Origin of the sequence: Nitratireductor sp. GISD-1A_MAKvit, from assembly GCF_040819555.1 — a bacterium.
Lineage (GTDB): Bacteria > Pseudomonadota > Alphaproteobacteria > Rhizobiales > Rhizobiaceae > Nitratireductor.
On the sequence record NZ_CP161920.1, the window covers coordinates 534,527 to 549,432 of the forward strand.

Consider the following 14,906-nt stretch of genomic DNA (forward strand, 5'->3'; position numbering starts at 1 on the left):
CGCGGCTGGTGAAAAGGAAAACTGAATTTCGCGTGAGGTCCGCCGAAACCGGCGGATCAGCCCTGCCGTGCCTTGAAGCGCGGGTTGGACTTGTTGATGATGTAGATGCGGCCCTTGCGACGAACCATGCGGTTTTCGCGGTGACGGGTCTTCAGCGCCTTGAGCGAGTTTTTGATTTTCATCGTTCTTGTCCGTGGTTGGCCGTGCGGCCCGAAATGAGAAGGCGCGCTGTCATGCGCGCCACAAGTCGATGGGCTCATAGACGAGGATCGCTGTCCATGTCAACCTCCAGACCGGTCTGCGCCGCCACAAAGCGGCGGTTCGGGCCGGAGAATTCAGATTTTCAGGCAACGTCTTTCCCGAAGGAAACTCACATGGCACGACACGGATATCTTTTTTCCATCGCCCTCGCCGCGCTGGTTGGCCCGCTCTGGCTTGCTGGCGCTGCAGCCCAGGAGCCCGATTGCGGAAGTCCGCAGACACAGCTCGACATGACACAGTGTGCGAGTGAGGATTACCGCATCGCCGATGCCGAACTGAATGCGCGGTACGGCGCGGTCATGCGCCGCTACGAAAGCAACGAGGAGGGGCGTCGCATGCTGCAGGATGCGCAGCGTGCCTGGATCCGGTTTCGCGATGCGGAGTGCGCCCTGGCCACGCTCAGCGTGCGCGGCGGATCCATTGAGCCGATGATACGGGCGCAATGTCTTCAGGAACTGACCGAAACGCGTGCACGGCAACTGGAAGAACTTGCGCAGTGCGAAGAGGGAGATCTCAGCTGCCTGTGAGCCGAGTGAAATGCCCCATCTTTCTGCCGGCCCGGATATCGCTCTTGCCATAGAGATGCAGCATCAGACCGGGTTCGGTGAGGAGGTCGGGTGCGCGTAGAACCTCGTCGCCGATCAGGTTTTCCATGATGCAGTCGGAGTGTCTTGCGGTGCTGCCCAGCGGCAGGGCCGGCCACCGCGCGGATATGCTGGTCGAACTGCGAAACCACACACGCCGCTTCGGTCCAGTGACCCGAGTTGTGAACCCGGGGGGCGATCTCGTTGACCAGCACCTTGCCGTTGTCGAGAACGAAAAACTCGACACCCAGCACTCCGACATACTGGAGCGCGGAAAGAATGTCCCTTGCCGCCTGGCAGACTGCAGCCGAGGTTTCGCGATCAACCATGGCAGGCACGGTGGAGCGATGCAGGATCCCGTTGCGATGTTCGTTCTCTGCGGGATCGTAGGTGGCCATGCTGCCATCCTGTGCACGCGCGGCAATCACGGAGACTTCCCTGCGAAAGGGAACAAGCGCTTCCAGGATCAGCGGAACATTGCCCATATTGGCATAAACGGGTTCGTCGCCGACCGATTGGTTGGGCCGAAAGACCCGCTGACCCTTACCATCATAGCCTAGGCGGCGCGTCTTGAGGACGCCGCCGGAAAAGCGTTTCAGGCCCTGAGCCAGGTCTTCGTCGTTGTCTACCGATATGAAGGGGGCGGTGGAGATACCATTGGAATTCAGAAAGATCTTCTCCGCCAGCCGATCCTGCGCTGCTTCCAGTGCCTCGGGGGGCGGAAAAACGGGCACTTCTTCGGAGAGGGAAGAAACAGTTGCCACCGGCACGTTTTCAAATTCGTAGGTCACCACATCGCACGTTTCGGTGAGGCGGCTCAGCGCCTGTGCGTCGTCGTAGGCAGCGTGGATAAAGGTGTTGGAGACCTGTGCTGCAGGACTATCCGCCGAAGGGTCGAGCACGACAGTGCGGTATCCAAGTCGAGCTGCGGAAATTGCCAGCATCCGGCCGAGCTGGCCGCCACCGAGGATTCCGATGGTTGCGTCTTGTCGAAGTGGTCCTGCCATGGTCAGTCCACCGGGTATTCTGCAACCTGCGCCGCCTGTTCGGCGCGCCAGGCATCCAGTCTTTCTGCGAGTTCGATATCCTGAAGTGCAAGCACCGCAGCCGAGAGAAGAGCGGCATTGATTGCGCCAGCGCGACCGATGGCCAGTGTGCCGACGGGGATGCCGGCTGGCATCTGCACGATGGACAGAAGCGAGTCCTGGCCGGAAAGCGCCTTCGATTCGACGGGCACGCCGAACACGGGAAGTGGTGTCATCGCGGCGGTCATGCCGGGCAGGTGCGCGGCCCCGCCCGCCCCGGCGATGATGGTCTGAAAGCCTTCATCCCGCGCGCTCTTGGCAAACTCGTAAAGACGATCTGGCGTGCGGTGTGCCGAAACGATCCGCGCCTCATACTCGACACCCAGCTGGTCCAGCGTATCGGCGGCATGGCGCATGGTCGCCCAGTCGGATTGACTTCCCATGATAATCGCTACTCGAGCAGACCGGTCAGCCATCGAAACCTCTCGCAATCAAAAAACAGGCTGTAATCAAAAGCGAAGCCCATCGCAACCTTGAACGGGCGATCACCGGAGTTCAGGCGATGATGTCGGGTATGATGCTGTCTTCGAGTTCCTGAAGCCGGTCTTTCAGCGCCAGCTTCTTCTTTTTCATGCGCTGAATGCGAAGCGGGTCCGTACCCGTGGCGATCATTGCATTGATTGCGGCATCGAAATCCGCATGGTCCTGTTTGAGGCGGGCAAATTCCAGCCGAATTTCCGCCTGTTCCTGTTCAGATGTCACCACAGCCAGCCGACCCAAATGTGCGAAAACATTTTGCAAGCGTTCGGGAGAGCGCCCGGACAAACGTGCAAACCGCTCGATGCCGTAGGGGTTGTCCCGCCAGCGCGGGCGCTTATACCACATTTCGATGTTACGGGAAATGCTACTAGACTGCGTTCGACAAGCCACATTTGTAATGGCACACTGATTGGATCGCCGGTCCATGGGGCGGGTAAAAGGGTCGGCGAGTTCTCGAGGAAACAAAGGAGAACCCTATCATGTCTCTTGAATCCCATCTTGCAGAGTTGAAACGCAAACATGGCGAACTGGAGCGTGAGCTCGACAATGCGAAGCTCCATCCCTCTGTTGATGAACTCGATGTGGCTCAACTCAAGCGGCGCAAGCTGGCCATCAAGGACGAGATGGAGAAGCTCAGAGCAGGTGTAACGCGTCATTGAAATCATGTGCGGTCAGGCGGTTGCCTGATAGCGCGACATACTGACAGCACAACTTGAGATGCATGGCCTCCGCCTCGGTATCTGGCCGGGTGCGGGGGCCTTTCCTTTGCATGATCACAAGGATTTCTCCCGCCGGCTCCCTACCCTGACCTGATTGTTGAAGCCTAACTGTCGGATTCGGACGCCGTGTCCTCGGCATCGCTGCGCGGGTCGAGCACTGCTGCCTGCGGTGTAACGGCACGCTCGGAGGGCAGGGTCTTGAAGGCTTCTCGCTCATCGGCCGGAATGGGCGCCCGTCGCGAGATGCGCAGCAATGCATAGAGTCCAAGGCCAATATGCGCCACCGAGGTGGTCAGGAACAGGCTTTCAGGCTGCAAACTCTCCATCAGGAAACCGCCGATCAGCGGTCCCATCATGGTCCCGGCGCCGTATAGAAAGAGAAGCCCGCTGGCCACTTTCACGAAATCTTCCGGCGCGGCGTAATCGTTCGCATGGGCAACGATGATGGAATACATCGTGTATGCGAAGGCGCCGTAGACCGCAGTCATGATGATCACATAGGTTCCATCGCGCGGGGCCGTCAGAAGAATGAGCAGGCCAACGATACCCGAGCCGAAGGCTCCGCCTGCGATCACGTAGCGCCTGTCCACACGGTCGGACAGCCGGCCGGCTGGAAGTTGCAGCGCGGCCCCTGCCAGAACGGCGATGCTCATCATGGTGGCGATCTGCAAGGTTGAAATGCCGATCAGCCCGCCATAGACCGCGCCCAGCGTGCCCCAGGCGCCATTTGCCATTCCGATGAGCAGGCAGCCGACGAACGCAACCGGAGAATTGTGGTAGAGCGCTTTGAGATCAAGCGAGGCCTGAGCCAGCGGTTCGGGGCTTACAGCCTTGGAAACGGCCGTGGGAATGAGCGCCATGCAGAACAGGATTCCCGTGGTCATGAACAGGATCGTGCTCGACACATTGCCGAAGGCGACGGTCATTTGCCCGGCAGTCAATGAAGCATAGGTCAGCATCATGTAGATGCCGAAGACCGTACCGCGGTTTTCGTTGGTGGATTTTTCGTTCAACCAGCTTTCGATCACCATGAACGCGCCGGCCATGGTGAAGCCGGTAAATATGCGAAGGATGATCCATCCGGCCGGATCCACCCACATGCCGGTCAGAAGCGCGATGATGGCGCCCGAGGCGGCGAAGGCGCCAAATGCGCGCACATGCCCGGCACGCCTTACAATGCGTGGTGCAATGAAGCAGCCGGCCACAAAACCCGCAGCCCAGGCGGCGCCGAGCGCGCCGAGCGATGCGGTGGGAAAGCCCTCGATCTGGCCCCGTAGCGGCAGCAGGAGGCCGTGCAACCCCGAGCCGGTGAGCAAGAAAGCCGTACCGAGCAGTAATGCGATGATGGACCCGAGTGGTGACAGCATTGGTGCTTCCGAAGAATTGCGTGAATGAAAGGGCGGGATGTCCGACACCATCCATGCCATCGCCATCCAATCATGGCGTCAGCAAGGCCGGCGCCTTGTCCTGAGAGCTTCTTCGAGACACGCGGATGACACTATGTGCGAATAAGCGGCGCGGCGGCATCGCAAAACCGTCTTTCCAGATCTCGTTTGCGCAGTCGGGCGCGTTTCAACTCCGGCGAAACAACGCTTCGGCCGCGGTCTTCGTTGCCCCCTTGCACTGGATCTCCTGTTCGAGCCGGACAATCTCTTCCTTGAGCCGGGTCACGCGGTTCGTGAGTTCCTCCACCGAAAGCAGCGAAAGATCCTGCCCGATCTGATGTTCTGAAGCAGCTTTGACGTCGTCTTCGTCGAATATGCCCATCGCGCACACTCCCTCTGTCTCCCCGCGGCCAACGCTCCGAGTGCTGGCAATCGGTTCATCGCGGGTTCCCGCTCTTGATCCGATTGCACCACTCGCCGATTGTGTTGGCGGTTGTTTCTCAAATCAACAGGGGCATGATGAATAAAACAGCGCTTCCAGAAAAGATGACGGTGGTGGCAATCCAGGAGCCGGGCGGGCCGATGGTGTTGAAACCGGAGCATCGTGAAGTCCCGAAGCCGGGTGAGGGAGAAATCCTCATCCGGGTGCGTGCGGCAGGCATCAACCGCCCCGACGTGTTCCAGCGCAAGGGGCTTTATCCCGCACCCCCCGGCGCTTCGGATCTGCCCGGGCTTGAAGCGGCCGGGGAAGTGGCAGCCGTCGGGGAGGGTGTCAAACGCTGGCAGGTTGGCGACCGCGTCACCGCACTGACGCCCGGCGGCGGATATGCAGAGTACTGCCTTGTGCATGAAACCAACGCCTTGCCGATACCGCACGGATTTACCTTCACCGAGGCGGCGGCCATTCCCGAAACCTTCTTCACCGTATGGCACAACGTTTTTCAGCGAGGCGTCCTGAAGGAAGGGGAGACCCTGCTTGTGCACGGCGGCTCCTCCGGCATCGGTACAACAGCCATTCAGGTGGCGACAGCGCTTGGATCCAGGGTGATCGCGACAGCGGGATCGGTGGAAAAATGTGCAGCCTGTTCTTCTCTTGGCGCGGTTCGTGTCGTGAACTATCACGAAGAGGATTTCGTCGAGGCCGTGAAGGAGGAGACAAACGGGCACGGTGCCGATGTGATACTCGACATGATCGGAGGCGACTATATTGAAAGGAACCATTCCGCCGCTGCGATGGATGGGCGGATCGTGCAGATTGCCTTCCTCAGGGGCGCGCGTGCGACCGTCGATTTCTCTCAGATCATGCGCAAGCGTCTGACCCACACCGGCTCCACGCTGCGGCCAAGGTCAGTGGCGTTCAAGGCGCGCATTGCGACCGATCTGGAAGCCCATGTCTGGCCGCTTCTGGCGGCCCGCCGTGTCGCGCCGGTGATGGACATGATCTTCCCGCTTTCGGAAGCCTGGAGAGCCCATGAGCGTATGGAAGACGGCGCGCATATCGGCAAGATCGTGCTCGACGTGGCCTGATCGCAGGCCGAGTGCTGCTGAGAATGGAAAGCCCCGGCACGAGCACCGGGGCTTTCCCGCCCTGGGAGGCTGTTGTCAGTTCGTGGCTTCGAGTTTGCCCAGATTGACGAAGATGGTCTCGCCGGACGAGTCGTCCACCCCGTCATTGTCGGTCACGAAGAAGGCCGTTCCTTCCGCATCGATGGCGAAACCCTCGACCTTGTCGACCACATAGCCGTTGGTGGCGGCTCTCATGTCGGGCAGCAGGTCACGCACGAGTGTCTTTTCGACCAGAGGCAGGTCTGCATCGAGCGCTGCCGGATGAAATCCGTGCAGCGAGACACTGTAGAGCTTCTTGATCTTTGCCGCAGAACCGATCTGGTTGTCCCGCTCGACGATATAAAGCTTCCCGTCATGGGCCGTGATTTCGGAGAGGCCGACCCAGCCCTTATCCGTCTGGTCTAGCGGATAGCGCACCGCAGCCCATTCTGCGGAGGCAGGTCTGTAGCTCAGCAGCTTGACCTGACCTTTCGGATCGTCTGCCCATTCCCGCTGAATGGCTGCTACGATCATCCGGTCATCGCCTTCGCCGACCACCGTGACACCTTCCATGCCAAAGCGTTTCTCCACAGCCAGAAGTTCGGATGGCAGCGCGATTTCTTCGGTGATCTCGCCGGCGGCATCGACGCGAAGAAGAGCGTGCGGAGTCAGGCGGTCGGTGCGTCCCTCCGAGGCGAGCCAGAACCCGCCTTCACCGTCAAGGGCAATGCCTTCGAGATCAAGTTTCTGCGCGGGCTGGCTGTCTCGGGTCACAATGGTCTTGGCAATGATCCGGGCAGGGCGCTCCGTCGCGTCGATGGTGAAAATTGCCGGCTGACTGGCGTAGAATGAGTCCGACACGGCGTAGAGAATGCCCGGCTTCCCGGCATCGGCCACCAGTCCGGAAAGCGCGCCCCAGCCAAACGGCACGCCGTTCCCGTCCAGGGCAGATTCGATGGTCGGATAGACCGGTTTGCCATTGCCCAGCCGATAAACCATCACGTGGGAACGCGCACCGCCATCTTCCACAAGGTCAGCCTCGTTTGCCGTAACGAGAAGGTTGCGTTCGGGTATGGCGACAAGACCTTCCGGCCCGATGCCCGAGGGCAGCACCTGAACGAACTCCGGCTGCCCACCCGTGTCGCGGTAAACCGCCACCAGTGATGCGCGCTCCAGGGCCACGAAAATGTAGCGCTGGTCGCCAAAGGTTGCCACTTCCAGGCCTTCCGGCTCGGTGCCCTTGGCATCTGAGCGCTTGTCGGGGTAGTGGCCCACCGCGGCGGCGCGGAATTCGAGCTCATTGCCACTGTCGTACAGCACATCGCCTGACCTGCTGAAGATCGTGAAGCCGCGTGAGCCACCTTCATAGTCGCCCTCATTGGCTGTCACGAAGCGATCATTGTCGAGCCATTTCACGGCATCCGGTTCACGCTTCAGGTCGCGGACTGTTTGATCGAAATTGATGGCCCCATCGTCCAGCGTATCGATGTTTTCAAGTGTCACCTGACCCGCTGGGAAGTGACCTGTCACCTCGCCGCTATTGGCGGAGACCACAACGATGTGATTGTTTTCCTGGAGAGTGACGACGATCTCACCTGACTCGTTGAAATCCGCGAATTCCGGCTCGGGGTCTTCCGCCGCGATCTCGGACAGACCGTTTAGAGAAACGGTCTTCATGCTCTCGCAGTCAGGCGAGCCTTCGGTAAGATCGAAGATTTTCAGGTCACCCGCAGGCAGTTGCGGGATCACACCGTCATTCAGGTCCTCGTCCCGTTCGTTTTCGATGGCAACGGCCAGCAAGCGCCCGTCGGGGCTTGCCGCGATCGAATCGGGCTGTCCACTCAGATCGCAGGATGCCGTGGCGGCCCTGGTCGCCATGTCGATTACCACGAGATGACCCGACGGGCTGGTGTAGCTCTTCGAGGTGTTTACGGCTGCGATGGCCTTGTCGCTGACCACGGTCACCGAAGTCGGTTCGCCCTCCAACTCAAGCATGCTGCCAGGTTTCGGATTGCGCGGATCGCTGATGTCGATGAAACCCACACCACCCAGAGGACTGTCGGAGTAGACCAGGGTCCTGCCATCCTCGCTACTCGCGATGATCTCCGAAGAGGTTTCGCTCGTTGCAGGGGCACCGGCCGGCAGGTTTTCTGCGACGGGAAATGTGGCGATACGGTTGAATGTCATATCCGCGTGTGCGGGCAGTATGGTGGCCGTGCCGGCAAGCAGGCCCACAATGAATGCTTGATGTCGCATGCCTGAAATCTCCCTCAAAACCCTTAGGCAGGGCACAATCGAGAGCCTTGATTTCAGGCTGATGACAGTTCGGTTACGGTTTGGTGACGCCCCCCGTTTCCTGACTTGCGCATTCTGTTGCGTCAGACGGGCGTTTCAGTTTATAACGCGGTCGATATTTCCCAACATCGGTGGTTGCTACCACCGCCCGCGCCAGGGACGCGGGCGAAGGAAGAGGATTCTTGAAAAATGGCCAACACGCTTCTCATGCCCAAGGCCACCGCCGTCTGGCTGGTCGACAATACGGCGCTGACCTTCGATCAGATCGCCGAGTTCTGCAAACTTCACCCACTTGAGGTCAAGGCGATTGCCGATGGTGACGCTGCACAGGGCATCAAGGGTATGGACCCGGTGTCGAACGGGCAGCTCACCCGCGAGGAAATCGCCATCGGTGAGGGCAATTCCAACCACAAGCTTCGGCTTTCGGAACCGAAGGTTCGGGTTCCGGAGACCAAGCGCAAGGGGCCGCGTTACACACCGGTCTCCAAGCGGCAGGATCGTCCCAACGCGATTCTCTGGCTGGTGCGCAATCATCCCGAACTCAAGGATGCGCAGATTTCGCGCCTTGTGGGCACGACGAAATCGACCATTGAAGCGATCCGCGAGCGCACGCACTGGAATTCGCCCAATCTTGTTCCCATGGACCCGGTGACGCTGGGCCTGTGCTCGCAGATCGATCTCGATCTGGAGGTCCAGAAGGCTGCTCGTTATGCCCCGGCTCCGGAGGAAACCGGTGAAACGCTGCTGCCGGCGTCCCAGACGGAAGACCTTCCGCTCGGAGAGGGTGGAACCTACCAGTCCTCTTCCGATGATGAGGAACTCGATGCAGATGCCGTCTTCGCAAAACTGTCGTCGATGAAGTCAAGCGACAGCGACAACGAGAATGAAGACGACGACAACAACTGATTGAGTTTGGACGGGCTCGCCGGTATCCGGAGAGCCCTTTTGATCAACTGGCGCAGGCCCTGCCGATCATTGCTTCGTGCATTTCCATCCGACGGTAGAAGTCGGTGAGCTGCTTGCCGCGTTCGGGGCGGAAGTTCCGTCCCGACGTGCTTATGTCCGCGATACGGTCTATGCGAAACGTGCGGAAGTCACCGCGCAGCTCGCACCATGCGACCAGCGTCCACACCTTCCCCCAAAACCACAGGCCGAGTGGCCGGACATCGCGCTCTGACGAGCGTCCGGCCTCGTCGCGATAAACAAGCGTAAGCACGTCGCGCGTCTCTACCGCGCGCTCGAGCGCGTCGATGGTCTGACGGTCGGTGTCGCTCACCACCCAGCGGGGTGTATGAATTTCGGTTCTTGAGAGCCGGTCGCGCTCGGGTTCTGGCAGTACGGTGCCAATTTTGATCAAGGCTTCCTCGGCAGCGCGCGCCATAGCGGCGCCGCCAAAGGCACGCACCATGCGCGCGCCCGCAACCAGAGCCACGATCTCGTCCCGCGTGAACATGAGCGGAGGGAGTTCAAAACCTTCGCGCATGAGATAGCCGACACCTGCCTCGCCATCGATGGGCACGCCGGTCGACTGGAGGTCGGCTATGTCGCGGTAGATGGTGCGCTCGGAAACCTCGAGACGCTCGCTCAAAAGACGCGCCGTAACCAGGCGCCCGCCCCGCAAATGCTGGACGATCTGAAAAAGTCGGTCAGCACGGCGCATGCGTATTTCTCCTCACGCAAAAATTCCGAAGCTGTTTCCGTCGGGGTCGAGACAATACACGAAACGGCCGGCAGGAATAGTGATTATGGGGGATACCAGTTTGCCACCATTCGTTGTGACACGCTCCATGGCGTCTTCAAGCGGGGGTGGCACGGCAAGATGGATCGTGGGGCCGGTTCCCTCGGGAGCAGGCCTGCCGGGATAGAGATGCCCTGCAATGGAATCTTCCGGGTTCCGCGTATCGAAAATGGCAAACGGGTTAGGGCCATCTTCGCGCAACACGAGATCATTCTGCACCACCGCGGCATAGAAAGCGCGGGCACGTTCAAGATCGGTCACCGGAATTTCTGCCCAGACCACTGCATTCAGTGGCAACGTGTTCGACATGTTTCTCAACCCTCCATTGTCCAGAAGGTGAGAATGACACAGCCCTCCTGACAACATTCCGTCAGGAGGGCTGCAAAAGCTTCGCTGAACTGCCGTGGTGGTGGAACAGGGCTTTGCCCCGCCCCGTTTCAAAGCGGCTTGCGGGAAGGTCTGGCACGTAACGGCCCCCTGTTCCTGGCAGGAGAATTATTTCTCCGTCGAGCTGACAGCGTGTTGTCAGGAAGTCTCGACTTTTGTTTCCACCGTGTAGTTCAGAGGCAGACGACCACCATCGGCATAGATGGTCTGTCCTGTCACATAGCTCGAATCGTCATCGGCCAGAAAGGTTGCCACCGATGCGATTTCGCCTGGTTCTCCGATGCGACCGAGAGGTGTTCGCGAGAGCATCCGGTTGCGGGCGGCCTGGTCGTTGTTGACGCTCGCGAGCATGTCGGTGGAAATCGAGCCGGGGCCGATGGCATTGACGCGGATTCCATAAGGCGCAAGGGCAAGCGCCATCACGCGCGTAAGCTGGTTTACACCGCCTTTGGATACCGAGTAGGCGATCTGTTCGGGGATGGCGAGAACCGCATTGATCGACGACATGTTGATGATCGTGCCTGCCGCGCCGCCTTCTTCCACCTTTTCAACCATATAGCGAGCCACGGCCTGTCCCGTAAGGAACGTGCCCTTGAGGTTTGTGTCGAGCACCCGGTTGAAATCCTCTTCCGTGAGATCGAGGAAGTCCGCCGCGTGTACGATACCCGCATTGTTGACCAGAATGTCGACATCGCCGAAGGCGTCGATTGTTTCGGCCAGAAGATTGTGAACGTCGAGCCGTTTGCTGACATCCGCTTTCACGAATCGCGCATCGCCCAGCTTCTCAAGATCGGACAGTGCCTGGGCTCCCTTGTCCGAGCTCAAATCGGCAATGACGACCTTCACGCCGTGGCGCAGGAAGCGCTCGGCAATCGCATAGCCAATGCCGCCCGCGCCGCCAGTTACGATTGCCGTCTTACCGTCGAGTGCCATGTTGAAACCTCATGCAGAAATCGGGCGGACCCTGCGCCGGAGGCGCCGGAAGGTCAAGAGCGGCACGGCTGCCGGCCAAGGTTCAGGCTTCCGTTTTGGAAAGCGCCTCGCCGATTTCATCGAGAATTGCCGGGTCGTCAATCGTCGCCGGCATGGTCCATTCCTGGTGGTCGGCAATCTTCTGCATGGTCGCGCGCAGGATCTTGCCTGAACGCGTTTTGGGCAGGCGCGTGACCGACACCACCTTCTTGAACGCCGCCACGGGGCCGATGCGCTCGCGCACCATGGCGATGAGCTCGCGCTCCACGGTGCCTATGTCGGTCTCGTGTTTTCCGTGCAGCACAACGAAGCCGCACGGCACCTGTCCTTTCAGCGGATCGGCGATGCCGATCACCGCGCATTCGGCGACGGCGGGGTGTTCGGCCACCACCTCCTCCATGCCGCCGGTAGAAAGCCGGTGGCCCGCCACATTGATAATGTCATCGGTGCGCGCCATGATGAAGAGATAGCCGTCTTCGTCTAGAAGGCCGGCATCCGCCGTTTTATAGTAGCCGGGAAACTCTCGCAGATAGGCATCGCGGAAACGCCTGTCGTCGTTCCAAAGAGACGGCAGTGCGCCCGGCGGCAGCGGCAGCCTCACAACCACATTGCCAAGTGTTCCCGCAGGCACCTGATGACCCGCATCGTCCAGTACCTGAACGTCGTAGCCTGGCATTGGCACGCCGGGCGAACCATGTTTTACCGGCAGCATTCCGAGCCCGACTGGGTTCTGGCTGATCGGGGCACCGGTTTCCGTCTGCCACCAGTGATCGATTACGGGAACGCCGAGCGTCTTCTCGGCCCACTTCACCGTGTCGGGATCGGCCCTTTCTCCCGCAAGGAACAGCGTGCGGAAGCCGGTGAGATCGTGCGGTGCAAGCATTTTCGCGTCGGGGTCCGCCGTGCGAATGGCGCGAAAGGCGGTGGGGGCGGTGAAGAGCGCCGCCACGCTGTGCTCCGCAATCACGCGCCAGAACACGCCGGCATCGGGTGTGCCGACCGGTTTGCCCTCGAACAGGATCGTGGTGCAGCCGTGGAGCAGAGGCGCGTAGACGATATAGGAATGCCCCACGACCCACCCCACGTCCGAGGCTGCCCAGAACGTCTCGCCGGGTTTTATGCCGAACTCGTTTAACATCGACCATTTGAGCCGCACCATGTGCCCGCCATTGTCGCGCACCACGCCCTTGGGCCGTCCCGTCGTGCCCGACGTGTAAAGGATATAGAGCGGGTCGGTGGCAAGCACCGGCTCGCATTCCACCACGCGGCCCGCTTTGCGTGCGGCCCCCACAAGCGCCGCATAGTCATGATCGCGGCCCTGCGTGAGGTCGCAGCGCTGTTCCTCTCTCTGTAGGATCAGGCACGCCTCCGGTTTGGCGGCGGAGAGGTTGATCGCTTCGTCGAGCAGCGGTTTGTAGGCGACCACGCGGCCGGGCTCCAGTCCGCAGGAAGCCGAGATGATCGCCTTTGGCGCTGCATCGTCGATGCGTGCAGCGAGTTCGCGCGCGGCGAAACCTCCGAAGACCACCGAATGCACCGCGCCAATGCGTGCACAGGCAAGCATGGCGAACACCGCCTCCGGCACCATGGGCATGTAGATGACCACACGGTCGCCCCTGCCGACACCGAAATCTCTCAGGACGGCAGCCAGTGCCGAAATCTCGTCTTTCAGTTCACCATAGGTGAAACTCTTTTTCCGGCCGCTGATGGGACTGTCATGGACGAGGGCGGGCTGATCTTTTCGCCCGCCCTCGACATGCCGGTCCACCGCATTGAAACACGTGTTGCAGGTCGCGCCGGGAAACCAGTGTCCATAGACACCGGCCTCAGCATCGAAAACCCTGTCCCAGGGGCTGAACCAGTCGATCCCGGCGGCAGCCTCTGCCCAGAATGCCTCGGGATCCTGTTGCCAGCTTCGGTAAACCTCGTGATAGCGCGACATCACCCCGCCTCCTCCCTGCGGTTTGAGCCTCTTTTGAAAGAGGTTAGCGGATGGGGAGGCTGCACGTAAATCAGACTTGCGGCGAAGGACGCTCTTTTGACACGAGGCAGGCGGGGAGGCACAACAGGGCATGTCTTCGCGAATCGGGCCTTCATGACCAAGATCCTGCTTCTTCTCATCCTGGCGATGATGATCGTGCACATCATCAAACCGCTCGGGCTTCCGGGTCTTCGCCGGCGCGCCGATTTCTGGAAGCTGGCTTTGATCGCGCTCGCTGCGGTCTCACTCACCATCCTTCTGCGCGGGGGAGAGTAGAGCTTCTCTCTCGCCGCAAAGAAAAGGCCCGCCGACAATTGCCGACGGGCCGTGACAGGCTTTGTCGATGCCTGATTGATCAGGCCGCTTCGAGACCCTGCTTCCACTGGCCGGTGGCGGCGAGACTGTTCATCTTCGCGCGGTGTGCGAAGGCCTGTTGCGCGGCGGCGACGTTTTCCTTTTTGCCGCCCCATGCCTTCAGGCCGGCAGCCTGAAGCGCGCGGCCATAGGAGAAGGTCAGCGCCCAGGGCATGTCGAAGCCGGCATTCATGAGCGAGAGGTGCGCAGTCGCCTCTTCATCCGACTGGCCACCGGAGAGGAAGGCGATGCCGGGCACGGCGGCCGGAACGGTTGATTTCAGGCAACGCACGGTCTTTTCGGCCACTTCCTCGCGGCTTGCTTTGCGCGCGTTCTTGCCGTCGATCACCATGTTCGGCTTCAGGACCATGCCTTCAAGCGAAACGCGAGCGTCGTAGAGTTCCGCGAAAACGGTCTTGAGAACCCACTCCGTGACCTCGTAGCAGCGGTCGATGGAGTGATCGCCCGGCTTGCCGTCCATCAGCACTTCCGGTTCCACGATCGGCACGATGCCGGTTTCCTGGCAGAGCGCTGCATAGCGGGCGAGCGCCTGTGCGTTCTGTTTCACGGCACCCCAGTTCGGCAGGTCGTTCGAGATGGAGATCACGCCGCGCCACTTGGCGAAGCGTGCACCAAGTCCGTAATATTCGATCAGGCGATCGCGCAGGCCGTCGAGACCCTCGGTGATGGTTTCGCCCTCGAAGCCGGCCAGCGGCTTGGCGCCGCCATCGACCTTGATGCCCGGCACTGCGCCGGAGGCCCTGATGACATCGACCAGCGGCGTGCCGTCGGCAGCCTTCTGGCGGATCGTTTCGTCAAAGAGAATGACGCCGGAGATGCAGTCCTTCATCGCCGCCTCGGCACGGAACATCATCTCACGATAGTCACGCCGGTTCTCTTCCGTCGATTCCAGCCCGATCGTGTCAAAGCGCTTCTTGATGGTGCCGGAGCTTTCATCCGCCGCCAGTATCCCCTGTCCCGGGGTCACCATGGCGGCCGCAATATCCTCAAGCCGTTCGCTCATTTCAGGTCTCCTGTCTGTACATGACCGGGCGATAGCAGATGCAGATGACAAACGGAATGCGCCCTGAAGACCCCTAATCGATTGAAATGACAGACT

General features: G+C 60.5%; 16 protein-coding genes and 1 pseudogene. 5 read left to right on the forward strand and 12 right to left on the reverse strand.

Annotated features, from left to right (window positions below; genetic code table 11):
• Positions 1-56: 56 nt before the first annotated feature.
• Positions 57-182, reverse strand: coding sequence for a type B 50S ribosomal protein L36 (ykgO, locus tag AB2N04_RS03825; protein ID WP_007008283.1), 126 nt, complete (start codon positions 180-182; stop codon positions 57-59).
• A 192-nt stretch (positions 183-374) separates the two neighbouring features.
• On the opposite strand from ykgO, the gene AB2N04_RS03830 reads away from it, so the two are divergent.
• On the forward strand, positions 375-788 hold the full coding sequence (locus tag AB2N04_RS03830) for a lysozyme inhibitor LprI family protein (RefSeq protein ID WP_367717167.1): 414 nt from the start codon (positions 375-377) through the stop codon (positions 786-788).
• Here AB2N04_RS03830 and AB2N04_RS03835 read toward each other — a convergent pair.
• From AB2N04_RS03835 to AB2N04_RS03845, 3 genes and pseudogenes are all read right to left on the reverse strand, one after another.
• Positions 775-1,852, reverse strand: a pseudogene (locus tag AB2N04_RS03835) (5-(carboxyamino)imidazole ribonucleotide synthase). The gene AB2N04_RS03830 and the pseudogene AB2N04_RS03835 sit on opposite strands and share 14 nt — an antisense overlap.
• 2 nt (positions 1,853-1,854) lie before the next feature.
• Positions 1,855-2,346, reverse strand: coding sequence for a 5-(carboxyamino)imidazole ribonucleotide mutase (gene purE, locus AB2N04_RS03840; RefSeq protein WP_367717169.1), 492 nt, complete (start codon positions 2,344-2,346; stop codon positions 1,855-1,857).
• 79 nt (positions 2,347-2,425) lie between these two features.
• The gene (locus AB2N04_RS03845) at positions 2,426-2,635 is read right to left on the reverse strand and encodes a YdcH family protein (protein ID WP_367717170.1); all 210 of its coding nucleotides are present in this window, start codon (positions 2,633-2,635) and stop codon (positions 2,426-2,428) included.
• 254 nt (positions 2,636-2,889) lie between these two features.
• Here AB2N04_RS03845 and AB2N04_RS03850 point away from each other — a divergent pair, with 254 nt between their 5' ends.
• Entirely contained in the window at positions 2,890-3,069 is a 180-nt protein-coding gene (locus tag AB2N04_RS03850) for a YdcH family protein (RefSeq protein ID WP_367717172.1), read from the forward strand.
• Positions 3,070-3,233: 164 nt separating this feature from the next.
• Here AB2N04_RS03850 and AB2N04_RS03855 read toward each other — a convergent pair whose 3' ends face one another.
• Together AB2N04_RS03855 and AB2N04_RS03860 are read right to left on the reverse strand one after the other, a co-directional pair.
• Positions 3,234-4,496, reverse strand: coding sequence for an MFS transporter (locus AB2N04_RS03855; protein WP_367717173.1), 1,263 nt, complete (start codon positions 4,494-4,496; stop codon positions 3,234-3,236).
• Between the two features lie 205 nt (positions 4,497-4,701).
• The gene (locus AB2N04_RS03860) at positions 4,702-4,896 is read right to left on the reverse strand and encodes a DUF1192 domain-containing protein (protein ID WP_367717174.1); all 195 of its coding nucleotides are present in this window, start codon (positions 4,894-4,896) and stop codon (positions 4,702-4,704) included.
• A gap of 134 nt (positions 4,897-5,030) precedes the next feature.
• On the opposite strand from AB2N04_RS03860, the gene AB2N04_RS03865 reads away from it, so the two are divergent.
• Positions 5,031-6,041 (forward strand): NAD(P)H-quinone oxidoreductase, encoded by a 1,011-nt coding sequence (locus tag AB2N04_RS03865; RefSeq protein WP_367717175.1) that lies wholly within the window; start codon positions 5,031-5,033, stop codon positions 6,039-6,041.
• A gap of 75 nt (positions 6,042-6,116) precedes the next feature.
• On the opposite strand, the gene AB2N04_RS03870 is transcribed toward AB2N04_RS03865, so the two are convergent.
• Entirely contained in the window at positions 6,117-8,315 is a 2,199-nt protein-coding gene (locus tag AB2N04_RS03870) for an esterase-like activity of phytase family protein (protein ID WP_367717177.1), read from the reverse strand.
• 228 nt (positions 8,316-8,543) lie between these two features.
• On the opposite strand from AB2N04_RS03870, the gene AB2N04_RS03875 reads away from it, so the two are divergent.
• On the forward strand, positions 8,544-9,260 hold the full coding sequence (locus AB2N04_RS03875; protein WP_367717179.1) for a DUF1013 domain-containing protein: 717 nt from the start codon (positions 8,544-8,546) through the stop codon (positions 9,258-9,260).
• A 43-nt stretch (positions 9,261-9,303) separates the two neighbouring features.
• Here AB2N04_RS03875 and AB2N04_RS03880 read toward each other — a convergent pair whose 3' ends face one another.
• The 4 genes from AB2N04_RS03880 to AB2N04_RS03895 form a co-directional block, all read right to left on the reverse strand.
• Positions 9,304-10,014, reverse strand: coding sequence for a helix-turn-helix transcriptional regulator (locus AB2N04_RS03880; protein WP_367717181.1), 711 nt, complete (start codon positions 10,012-10,014; stop codon positions 9,304-9,306).
• A gap of 12 nt (positions 10,015-10,026) precedes the next feature.
• A complete protein-coding gene (locus tag AB2N04_RS03885; protein WP_367717183.1) occupies positions 10,027-10,401 on the reverse strand; it encodes a VOC family protein in 375 nt (124 codons plus the stop codon).
• Between the two features lie 216 nt (positions 10,402-10,617).
• Complete coding sequence (locus AB2N04_RS03890) at positions 10,618-11,412, reverse strand: SDR family NAD(P)-dependent oxidoreductase (RefSeq protein WP_367717185.1); 795 nt, start codon at positions 11,410-11,412, stop codon at positions 10,618-10,620.
• Positions 11,413-11,494: 82 nt separating this feature from the next.
• Positions 11,495-13,396, reverse strand: coding sequence for a propionyl-CoA synthetase (locus AB2N04_RS03895; RefSeq protein ID WP_367717187.1), 1,902 nt, complete (start codon positions 13,394-13,396; stop codon positions 11,495-11,497).
• Between the two features lie 150 nt (positions 13,397-13,546).
• Between AB2N04_RS03895 and AB2N04_RS03900 the strand changes: the two genes are divergently transcribed.
• Positions 13,547-13,708 (forward strand): hypothetical protein, encoded by a 162-nt coding sequence (locus AB2N04_RS03900; protein WP_007008299.1) that lies wholly within the window; start codon positions 13,547-13,549, stop codon positions 13,706-13,708.
• Between the two features lie 79 nt (positions 13,709-13,787).
• Here the strand turns inward: AB2N04_RS03900 and AB2N04_RS03905 are convergent, their stop codons facing one another.
• Positions 13,788-14,810: a class I fructose-bisphosphate aldolase gene (locus tag AB2N04_RS03905; RefSeq protein ID WP_367717188.1), complete on the reverse strand. Its 1,023-nt coding sequence runs from the start codon at positions 14,808-14,810 to the stop codon at positions 13,788-13,790.
• Between the last annotated feature and the right edge of the window lie 96 nt (positions 14,811-14,906).